The sequence below is a fragment of the Chitinivibrionales bacterium genome, assembly GCA_014728215.1.
GTDB lineage: Bacteria > Fibrobacterota > Chitinivibrionia > Chitinivibrionales > WJKA01 > WJKA01.
In genome coordinates, this window is sequence record WJLZ01000172.1 from 1 (window position 1) to 11242 (window position 11242).

Below are 11242 nucleotides of genomic sequence, written 5' to 3' on the forward strand. Positions count from 1 at the left end.
AACACTCACCGCTATTCCCGATTCAGGCTGGCATTTCAAAGAATGGAACGGTGGCCCGGCAGATGGAGATACCAGTGCTGCAATAACCTTTCCGGTTTTGGGAAACTACTCAATTACCGCCCTTTTTGAGAAAGATCCGGTATGGTACACAATCAGCATTACCACTGCAGGAGAGGGGAGTGTACTCGCTGTTCCGCAGGCGGATTCGTATATCGAAGGCGATTCGGTTGTTGTAACCGCCAATGCTTTGCAGGGATGGAAATTCGATCACTGGGAAGGTGATGCCTCAGGGACAAATTCATCGATTATAGTAACTGTTGATTCGAACCTTGCAATAGCCGCTCATTTCTCTGAAATGAGTGCCGATTCCTTTGCATTAGCGGTAACAGCTTCCGGAAGCGGCAGTGTGCAGCCTGATGGTGGTCGATATGCAGATGGGGCCGATGTTCAGCTAATCGCTACAGCTTCGGCCGGTTGGGTCTTTGATTTCTGGAGCGGTAACGCCTCGGGAACTAATTGCACAACAGTGGTAACCATGAATTCGGATAAGAATGTAACAGCGAATTTTACTCAGACATTCCTGCTTTCAACCACAACCCAGGGCCAGGGGGGCGTCTCTCTCGATCCCCCGGGAGGTGCTTATCGAAGTGGCGCTACCATCAATGTCACTGCTGTGCCGTCGGCAGGCTGGCAGTTCGATCACTGGAGCGGTGCACTCACCGGTACCGATGCTGCGACATCGATCAGCATGGATGCCGAAAAGTCAATAGTCGCCCATTTTGTAGCAATACCTGCTCCTGTTTGCACCCTCACTGTGAGTACATCCGGGAACGGCAGTGCCATTCCGTCATCCGGAAATTATCCAAAAGATACCGTCCTTTCCTTATTAGCCACGCCATCGGTCGGGTGGCAGTTTGACTACTGGAGCGGTGATGCCTCAGGAACCGTTTCACCGTTGAGCGTTACCCTGTCTACCAGCAAAGAAATAACCGCACATTTTTCACAAATTCCTGCAACGCAATATACACTGGTTGTCGGCACTAACGGCAGTGGAAGCGTTACACCAAACGGCGGGACATACGATGAAGGAACGGTGGTGACAGTTGCCGCAACACCGGAGCAAGGCTGGCAATTCGATCACTGGGAAGGTACCACAGATGCAACAATTGCTTCTTTTGATATGACCATGGACAGCGATAAAAATATTACTGCACATTTCAGCCAGATTGTTGTTCCCGAATACGCGCTTACTTCCTCGGTCTCCGGTAGCGGAAGTATAACGCCATCAAGCGGCACTTACGATGAGGGAACAGTCCTTACACTTACCGCAACTCCTGCGCAAGGATGGCAATTTGTACGGTGGGAAGGGGATGGAAGTGGAACGATAGCATCGCTTGAACTCACAATGGATGCTGATAAAAATGTGCAGGCGGTGTTTTCTGAGATTCCACCAAATGAATATGCTTTGACCGTTTCTGTCGATGGTAATGGAACAGTAACACCCGGCAGTGGCACGTATACTGAAGGAACTGTTGTTGGTTTGGCTGCAGCTCCCGACCCGGGGTGGGCATTTGACCACTGGAGTGGCAATGCTTCGGGAAGTCAAACGGCTGCCTCGGTAACAATGGATGCTGACAAAAGTGTAACTGGACATTTCGTTCCGCTGTTTACTCTAAGCACCTCTGTAACTGGCCAGGGAAGTATATCCCTCAATCCTCCAGGGGGGACCTATGAATCGGGAGCTGTTGTGGTAGCAACTGCAGCACCACAAGTAGATTGGTTTTTTTCCGGATGGTCAGGGGATGCAACCGGGAATGTGGCTTCTATTGATGTTACAATGAACACGAACAAGTCGGTAGCTGCAACTTTTTTGCACTGCTCCGAAGGCATGGTGTTGATTCCTTCGAAACTGAAGGAATTCACTATGGGGTATAGCGCCGGGCAGGTTTATATTGAAAGCCCCGTGCACGATGTTTCATTTACGTATGATTTCTGGATGGACACTACGGAAGTAACTCAGGAACGGTATGAAGATGTTATGGGTTTTAATCCGGCTGATTCTCTTGGAGAAATCGGCAATTTCCCAGTCTGTTATGTAAATTGGTATGATGCAGTCCGCTTTTGCATACAGCTCAGTGCTCAGAGAGGGCTTCCTGTATGTTATGACACCGGTACTGGAACAGGAGATGTCTGGACTTGCGATATAACCTTGCCCGGCTACAGACTTCCAACGAGCGCAGAATGGGAATTCGCCTGCAGGGCAAACACTACATCGCAGTTCTACTGGGGAGATGCACTTGACGGCACCTATGCATGGTATTCTTCCAACAGCGGAGGCTCAGGGCATGCTGTAGCGACAGCGCAACCCAATGGTTTTAATCTTTATGATATGTCAGGCAATGTCTGGGAATGGTGCAATGATGTTTTTGTTGATTATAGCAATTCTGATCCGGAAACAGATCCAACCGGTCCGACTCCAACAGCGACTTCGAATCGGGTACGAAGAGGCGGTTATTGGGGAGATGTGGGTCCTAAAGAATTACGATCTTCTTTCAGATGGAATGGAAGGCTTAACTTGCATCGTGGAATAGGCTTTCGTGTTGCTCGTACTAAAACAGAATGATATTCATGGATAATACTGTTCAAAAAAGAATCGAAGAAAACATCCGTTATACTTCGAACTGGTGGGGCAAACAAAACCCGTTGCGCACCTTTTTTTCATATACCGAGAAGTTTCATGCTCATACTTTTCTGAAAGCATTTACAAAATATTCTGCGAATGAGAAGTATTTAATCGATATCGGTTTTGGTGATGCCTATTTGATTGAGAAGATCTTTACAAGAGATAAAAATGAAAAAGTCACAGTAATCGGTACCGATATTTCGATAGCGAATGTAACCGCATTTACTAAAAGAGCTATCGGAAAAGGGCTCTCCCATGCATATGCTTTATCTGTAGATCCCTTTCAGTCCTTGTTGCCGATCAAAAGTGAGTCAATCGATTATGTTAATTGCAGCCATGTATTGGAGCATGTAGTTTCGGATTCAGAGCTGGTAAAAGAAATCCACAGGATTTTAAAGCCGGACGGCACGGCTTTTTTCATGGTACCGCTGAATGAAAAAGGCTGGGATGTCCCGACTCATGTAAGAAAGTATACAAACAATTCTATTAAGAATGTCATTGAGAAGAAATTCGTGATTTCATTCACTGAAGAAAATGATGCATTTTCGCGGATGATCCTTTATTGTGCGGTGCATAAAAACTTTTTTACACTGATTTTTAAACGGTCGCTAATATTTCTCCTCTGCCTGCTGCCCTTTCCCGTCCAATCGGCTCTCGACAGGCTATTCAGATCTTTCGGGTTTAAAGCTTCTCAAATACTTCTTATCGCCGGAAAAAAGTAAGGTTGATCAAATCCGACTGCGATGGCTAATCCAAGAAATTGGCACTGTTCTCAATAAATATTTTATGCCAGAGGAACAGGAAAAAGAGTGTCCTGAATTTGTTGCCGTAAAATGGTTGGCTATACCTTCTTTCAATTATATCCCGGATATGCTTTTTCTGCAATATCGAATACAGCGGTGAGTCTTCAAATAATGTGTCGAGATATTTCTCTGGAATAAGGCTTTCGAAGGGAAAATCGAAACCGTGCTTTCTCTTTTTAATTATCTGACTGGGCAGGATATCCTGAAACGCTTGTTTGATGATATATTTCCCTGTCAGCACCCGGAGCTTATAATTAACCGGCATTGTAAACGCATTTTCAACCAGCACGTGATCCAGAAAAGGCAGTCGAGTTTCAAGGTTGAACGCCATGCCAATTTTATCGGTTTTAAGGAGGATGTCATCAGGAAGCCAGCTCATCAGGTCGAGTAATTGCGCTCCAATGAGCGGGTGGAGGTCTTTATCAATTTTATTTACCAGTGATTGCTCGCAATCAAGAGAAGCTTCACGGCTGCAAAATAAGGCGGTCCTTTCGTTGAGGTCATAGCTGGAAAGCATCCTGAAATACGCGTTTCGGACATCGCTCCATACTGAAGATGCATTTGAGCGGGATGAGATTTTTCCTTTCAGAAAATAATTGACAACAGCTGGTGATATTCCCGGGAATCTTCCGATAGATGGCATATAGGCAAGGGGAATATATTTGTTGTAGCCGGCAAAGATCTCATCGCCGCCGTCACCGGAAAGAACAACGGTGACGAATTGCTTTGTGAGTTGGGACATGATATATGTAGGAATAACGGCACAGTCGGCAAGTGGTTCGTCGAGATGCCAGACAATTTTTTCTAAAATGGAAATGATGTCATCATCACCAAATAAAACATGGTGGTTTGTATTATATTTTTGCGCCACCAGATTTGCATACGATGACTCATCATATTTTTCATCACGGAATGAAACCGAAAATGTGTCGATCGGCTGTGGTGAAGATCGGCTCATTAATGCAACCATTATTGACGAATCGATGCCTCCGGACAAGAACGCTCCCAGAGGAACATCACTGATAAGCCGCATCGATGTGGCATCGGTGAGAATATCTTTTATCGAATCACAATAAAAAGAAAACGGCTTATTAACAGGATGAGCATGTTCTGCGGCATTCCAATAGGTATGCGGTTCTTTTGTGCCATGCTCATCGATAATCATAAATGTGCCGGGTTCGAGTTTTTTTATGCCTTCAAAGAGTGTGTCTTCGCCCCAGACATATCCCAGAGAGAGATACTTATTCAAACCGGCAATACAGATTTCAGGATTAATTGTCCGGTTTATCAGAAGCGATTTGATTTCTGAAGAAAAAAGAAATTGATTATTTTTATATGCATAATAGAGCGGCTTTATGCCCAGCCTGTCGCGTGCAATGAAAAGGCGCTTTTTAGTGGAATCCCAGACTGCAAAGGCGAACTGTCCTCGGAACCGCTTGACACATTCAACACCATAGGATTCATAGGCATGAATGATTACTTCGGTATCGGTTTGAGTAGAAAAGATATGCCCTTTTTTCTCCAGTTCCCGGCGGAGTTCTTTGAAATTGAAAATCTCTCCATTATAGACGACCCATAGGGTGCTGTTTTCATTGGATAGTGGCTGGTGACCGCTCGACAAATCGATAATCGAAAGCCGTCGATGACCGAGGCCGACAGCAGCATCGACGAAATGACCTTGATCATCCGGGCCGCGGTGAATCATAACATCGGTCATCTTTTTCAGGATGGCCTTGTCAATCTGCCGGTTGTTGTAATCGAATATTCCGCAAATACCGCACATATTTTTTAATTGTTTTTATTCGCTTTTTGTTGAGATATTTTTGTATACAATTCCAGGCGCTGCTTCATGAAAACATCGCGATCGAACAGTTTGCTGTGCTCCAGAGCGCCATTTGAATAGAGCATGCGCTTTTCTGTGTTTTCGATCAGGTTAATGATCGCATTCTTAAGTTCATCGGTGCTTTCGGGTTTAATAAGAATACCACTTTCATCAGCTTTTATTACGTATTTAAATGATGGAATAGATGATGCAATAACCGGCGTCCCACAAGCCTGGGCTTCAAGCGGCACCCGGGGCATTGCCTCAAAGCGTGATGGAGCAATGATAAAAAGTGCCTGTGCAAGAAATAAATATTTGTCTTCTCCTTCTAACCGCCCGATATATTCGCATACGTGCGTCAGCTCTTGCTCTTTAATAAGAGACTGGAATTTATTGCTGTCTTTGCCGCTTCCCGCAAACTTGCAAATAATATCATTTCTCTGCAAAAGCTGTTTTAAATCTCCAAGGGCACGCAAAGCGATATCAAGGCCTTTTTGATAAATCTCAATTCTCCCCAGAAATGCAATATAAGATTTCTTTGCAGGAAGGTGTGATGGAATTTCGGCGAAGTTTATGCCATTTGGTATGATTTCACATGTTTTCCTGCGCGGTATAGAATCTTTCATATAAGGAGAAACAACTATATAGCAGGAATATGCTCTGAGTATCATGAATTCACTGATAAATGCAGGTATTCCGGTTATTATACCTTTTTTCAACACATGACTTCCAAATACATTGCGGATAGTGGCTATGACCGGCACTCTTTGAGAAAACAAAAAACTGAATGTCGGTGAAAAAGGAGAGGTATCGTCAACGATCAAATTATATTTTTTAAGATTTCTCCATACATAGAGGAAAGATCCAATTGTATAAGAAATGCGGGAAATGAGATAATTTATTCCCCACCCGACTTTTTTGTATTGTATATGCCCTGTTTGCAGTAAGGGATCATCCGATTTGAATTTGCCGCAGATTATTGTCGTAGTATGTCCGTTTTGTTCCATGTATTGCGCAATTGCCAGCGTTCCCTTTGCACCGCCACCACCAAGCCAAGGGTTTTGAGGATGATCGTATATCAGATGCAGAATTTTCAATGCGGGTCCTTTGATTACTCTACAGGCAAAGGTGATTTGTTACTGTTTAACTGCCAATCGACCGGTGTAGTCTGTTCTCGACAAAAGGAGCTTGAGATTATTCTCTTTTATGTACTGATCCACGGCTTTTTTAGCTCCAACCCAGTGGCCGTAATCATCCAGCAAAAGAACACCGCCTTTCACTAGTCGTGGATAGAGGTGAAGCATTTCATGCAAGGTGGACTCATACCAGTCGGTATCGAGACGCAATATGGCAATTGATTCAGGAGTATTCGCCGGGATGGTTTCTTCAACCTTTCCTTTGACCAGATGAATCGTTGAAGCATCGTATCCGGTTTGTTCCATTGCCTTTTGAACATCTGCCACGCTTGCATAGCACCATGTCGAATCTTCTGAGAAATCCTTGTTATCTTTTGCCAATTCAACCGATGCCCGCTTGCCTTCGTAATCGATGTCATCATTGGTAGGTTCCGACATGCCTTCATAGGTATCATAAAGGTACAAGTGCCTGTCGGATTGATTGAGAAGAAGCAGTGTCTTTGCAGCAGCCATCATTGAGCCACCTCGCCACACGCCGCATTCGACAATATCACCGGGGATATTGCAGCTCACAACATAACGTATTGCCTGAATTACAGCATAAATCCGCTCCGGTGATGTTCGAGTGTAGGGAGAAACGGCTTTAATTATTTCGATATCTTCCTCTGAAAAATCCGGAGGATATTCTCCCTTTTTACTGATGTCAAAGCCGAAATTTCGTGCAAGACGTCGTACAGTTTTAACGACAGCTCTTTTCATAGTTATGCATTCCTTTGTGGTGTGGAGCGGTAGCGCCCTTCGTTTATAAGATCCAGAAAAACCGGAATGCCCCCGGTAATTTTCAAGGCGATAGAGATAAATCCCAGGCCTATATAAACGCCAAGTTGTTCATTGCTTAATCCAAGATAGCTGAAAAAAATTGCTAAAAGCGCTTCCCGTACGCCGATGCCATTGGGTGTGAGTGGAAGGGTTATGCAGATGATTTCGATAATAGGCAAAAAGGCCAGACATTCAAGAAATGGAAAAGTTCCTGAAATGCCGAGTATGAGAAAGCACGAATTAGTGATAATAATGAACTGCAATAAAAAGGTAATTATGAATACTATAATAAGTTCCCTTTTTTTCTCTTTATAGATATAGATACCTTCTCGAATCTCCACAGCAATTTTTTTCAGTTTTTCCGGCAAAAATTTTAAAAATGCCGGCCTTAAAAGCCGGGTAATCCCTTTGGTGAATGATAAAAGGATCAACGCACAGACAGAAAAAAAACTTATTGAAATAATTGTGATTGCTTGCGATGGAACGATTCCCTTATCAATTGAGTATATTCCATAGATCGAAAGCAGGGCGGATGCAAATAGGCCAAACAGTCTGCAGATCCATGATGCCCCCCATACAATGCGGTAATCGTGCTCTTTTGATAAAATAGCTGCCCTGATAATATCCTGACCTGCGCTGGTTGGAGTAATAATGGAATAGAAAAGCCCTTTGAAATGTATCGTGACCGCTTTAATAAACGGCAGATCTCTATTAAATGCATGTATCAAAAACCACCATCGATGTGCCTGTACCAGCATGGATATATAGGTAATTGCTATAATTGCCGGCAGGGTCCACCATGCTGTATGAACAATCGCGCTGCTCAGTTTATCATAATCTATCTTACTGAGAATCCATACTATAGGCAAAAATGCGATTACTATTCTGAGGGGCCGAATATACTTTTTATTTGACAATTTCATATATTTAAGTAACATTATTTATTATAATTACGTAATTATTTTTCTATAAATTAAGTTATGGACAAATATGGTAAGGCCATATTCAAGAAATAATCGAGTTTTCAAATATATGGATATACTTGATAGATATGTGATTTTGCATGAAGTCGGCTCCGGTGGGATGGCAACGGTGTACTGCGCACAGGATACGCTGCTGTCCCGCAAAGTTGCCATCAAAATGATCCATCCCCATCTTCTGGAGCGAATTGATGCTATTAAGCGTTTCAGAACAGAAGCTCAGGCTATTGCCTCATTAGCCCATGAAAATATAATAAAAGTTTTTGATTATGGAGAAGAGCATGACAAGCATTTTTTGATAATGGAATTTATCGATGGCGTTCCTCTTAATGATCTTCTGGAAAAACACACAATCCTTCCTGATGTTTTTATTCTGGAAATGATGTGCCAGATACTGTCGGGGATTCAGGCAGCACATGAACAAGGGATTATCCATCGTGACATAAAGCCTGCCAATATAATGATCGATAAATCCGGGTATATTCGTATCATGGATTTCGGGATAGCCTATTTAGTAAATAAGGATTCAATCACCGTTACCGGAACATTCGTTGGCTCTCCAAGCTATATATCCCCGGAGCAGGCCGAAGGGAAAAAAGTTGATGGAAAAACTGATGTTTTTTCACTGGCATCACTGATATATGAATGCCTGGCAGGCAAACAGCCGTTTGAGCGTGATAATTCACATGCTGTAATCCGGGCTATCATTGATGATGAATCAGAACCTGTGTTCCGACATAATCCTGAAGTCTTATTCTGGCTTTCCGATTTAGTCGCATCCTGCATGAGAAAGGATCCGGCGTGCAGGCCTGATGCCGGGGAAGCACTAAATCGTATTGAGACGCAATGCCGCCAAGATCAGATAAGGCTGGGGAAGCACAGGATTACTGATTTTTTAGTTGATCCGGTTTCCTGCAAGAATAAAGAAAAGGCCGAGCTTTTTGAGATTTATTGCAATAAGGCTCGAAGTGATTTCAACAATAAAAAGCAATCATCCTGTATCAGAAATCTCAATCAGGCCAGATGTTTTGGCGCATTAGCTCCGGAAGATGAAAAATTATCGGTTTTGTTGAAAAGAAACAATTTCATAAAGAAAACAGGTTTTCTTGCAGCACTCTTTCTTATTGTAGCCTGCAGTGCTTATTTTTTATTAAAATCGGTTAGATTTGATTTTGCCGGCTCGTTTAAAAGTAGTGATAGTCGTGCTGATACAGTACGCATAACCCATTACGATTCAACGGCTTATGGTTTAGGTCGAAATTCCGGGCCGAGTTCGAATCATTCGGAAGAGTCCACAAATCCGAAAAGCCGATCAAATGAAAAAGAAGAAGTTGCTGCGGCTGAAGATTTTCATCAGATACAGATGACTGATTTAAAAGAGCCATCCAGCGGAAAGAGGGAAGATATTGGTTTTCTTTTTATACGGACAAATCCTCCCTGGGTCAGGATATTTGTTGACGGCGTTGAGCGCGGAGAAACCCCGAGGAATGAAATCATTCCTCTTGCTCCGGGAAAGCATGATATCCTGCTGCGGAAAGATGGGTTCTTTGATTTCCAGGATTCTATTATTGTTGAGACTTTTGATACAACAAATAAAATGGTCAAAATGGTGGCCTCGGAGCCTTAACGCATACTTTTGGTGCGGTCAATCCTTTAATATTGCAGGTGTTTGAATTGCTATGTTGGTCCTGAAGCATATATTGCCTTTAGAGAATAGAGAATTCCCGCTTAGAAAAAAGTTCATTTTAATCGGCACATCTCATGATAATGATATCGTAATTGAAAGCAAACACCCGCATGATTTCGTTGTTCAAATAGAATCAAGTGACGGCAAACAGGAATCATATAACCTTAAGTCGTCACAGGGCGGCGTGGTTCGGATAAACGGCAAAAATGTAAAATCTGCAATTCTTCACGTTGGAGATAGAATTGAAATAGCAAAAGAGTTGTTTCTTTTGGATAGACCATCAATTGGTGCGCCGGAAGATTGTGATTCGGAAATATTTCTCACCCAATTATCTCATTTCGCTGAAACTGTTGGGAATGAGAGAGATCTTAGGAAGCTCGCTAAGGCAATCATTCACAACTGTTTAGCATTGATCGAGGGTACTGATACGTTTATTATTACCTTAGATGATAAAGGAAATCCCGCACTATTCGCTTCATTCGGAAATGATAAATCACAATCACGGTTCAGCGATACAATCGTACAGCAGGTATTGAAAAGCAGAAAGCCGGTGCTTGTTTCGAATGCTTTAATGGATAATTCATTTAATAAATCCCAGAGCATCATAGACTTAAAGCTGCATTCGGTGATATGCGTGCCGATTATAATCGCTGAAAAAATAACTGGTGTCTTGTACATCGGGTCAAATAAGCCTTCGACATCCTATTGCGAGTACGACTTGAAAATTATGAAAACGTATGCAGCGCTGGTCGGCATGTTGATCGATCATGTTGAATTTATCTCTCATCAACGGAACACGATTAACCAGCTATCAAAAATAAGCGCTGATAGTGATATTGTTGCCGAATCAAAAGTAATGAAAAGCATACTATCTCAGGCCAAGAATTGCGCCGGGACTGATATTGCCGTGCTTATTGAGGGCGAGACTGGAACCGGCAAAGATTTGATAGCGCAATTTATCCATTCAAACAGCAGGCGACATTCTCATCCCTTCGTTGTTGTTAATTGCAGCTCACTCAAAAAAGATCTTTTAGAATCCGAACTTTTCGGGCATAAAAAGGGAGGTTTCACAGGGGCGGTGTCCGATCATAGAGGACTTTTCAGCATGGCAGACCGCGGCACGCTTTTTCTTGATGAAATAGGTGAGATCGGTATCGGAATCCAGGCAAAACTCCTTCGAACGTTGGAGACCGGAAAAATCCGTGCAGTTGGTTCGTCAGTTGAAGACGAAGTAAATGTCCGCATTGTTTGTGCAACAAACAGGAACCTCGAAAAAATGGTCAATGAGAACATTTTCAGGGAAGATTTATAC

8 protein-coding genes are annotated in these 11242 nt (G+C 43.1%); 4 read left to right on the plus strand and 4 right to left on the minus strand.

Annotated elements, in window-relative coordinates:
- Positions 1-2623: SUMF1/EgtB/PvdO family nonheme iron enzyme (locus GF401_15460; protein ID MBD3346450.1), on the plus strand; the 2623-nt coding region annotated here is incomplete at its 5' end.
- Complete coding sequence (locus GF401_15465; protein MBD3346451.1) at positions 2620-3405, plus strand: methyltransferase domain-containing protein; 786 nt, start codon at positions 2620-2622, stop codon at positions 3403-3405. The genes GF401_15460 and GF401_15465, both read left to right, overlap by 4 nt.
- A 25-nt stretch (positions 3406-3430) precedes the next feature.
- Here GF401_15465 and asnB read toward each other — a convergent pair whose 3' ends face one another.
- From asnB to GF401_15485, 4 genes are read right to left on the minus strand one after another with little or no spacing between them, the layout of a single operon-like run.
- Positions 3431-5269, minus strand: a complete 1839-nt coding sequence (asnB, locus tag GF401_15470; protein MBD3346452.1) for an asparagine synthase (glutamine-hydrolyzing) — start codon at positions 5267-5269, stop codon at positions 3431-3433.
- 5 nt (positions 5270-5274) lie between these two features.
- Positions 5275-6405, minus strand: coding sequence for a glycosyltransferase (locus tag GF401_15475; protein ID MBD3346453.1), 1131 nt, complete (start codon positions 6403-6405; stop codon positions 5275-5277).
- 39 nt (positions 6406-6444) lie between these two features.
- A complete protein-coding gene (locus GF401_15480) occupies positions 6445-7203 on the minus strand; it encodes a macrocin O-methyltransferase (protein ID MBD3346454.1) in 759 nt (252 codons plus the stop codon).
- 2 nt (positions 7204-7205) lie between these two features.
- Positions 7206-8201, minus strand: coding sequence for a flippase-like domain-containing protein (locus tag GF401_15485; protein ID MBD3346455.1), 996 nt, complete (start codon positions 8199-8201; stop codon positions 7206-7208).
- A gap of 52 nt (positions 8202-8253) precedes the next feature.
- On the opposite strand from GF401_15485, the gene GF401_15490 reads away from it, so the two are divergent.
- A complete protein-coding gene (locus GF401_15490; protein ID MBD3346456.1) occupies positions 8254-9870 on the plus strand; it encodes a protein kinase in 1617 nt (538 codons plus the stop codon).
- Positions 9871-9922: 52 nt separating this feature from the next.
- On the plus strand, positions 9923-11242 hold a 1320-nt coding region (locus GF401_15495; GenBank protein ID MBD3346457.1), incomplete at its 3' end, for a GAF domain-containing protein.

Excerpts from the sequence above, each read along its gene's own strand:
- GF401_15490 (MBD3346456.1), top strand. The coding sequence starts at position 8,254 with ATGGTAAGGCCATATTCAAGAAATAATCGAGTTTTCAAATATATGGAT.
- asnB (MBD3346452.1), bottom strand. The coding sequence starts at position 5,269 with ATGTGCGGTATTTGCGGAATATTCGATTACAACAACCGGCAGATTGAC.
- GF401_15485 (MBD3346455.1), bottom strand. The coding sequence starts at position 8,201 with ATGTTACTTAAATATATGAAATTGTCAAATAAAAAGTATATTCGGCCC.
- GF401_15480 (MBD3346454.1), bottom strand. The coding sequence starts at position 7,203 with ATGAAAAGAGCTGTCGTTAAAACTGTACGACGTCTTGCACGAAATTTC.
- GF401_15465 (MBD3346451.1), top strand. The coding sequence starts at position 2,620 with ATGATATTCATGGATAATACTGTTCAAAAAAGAATCGAAGAAAACATC.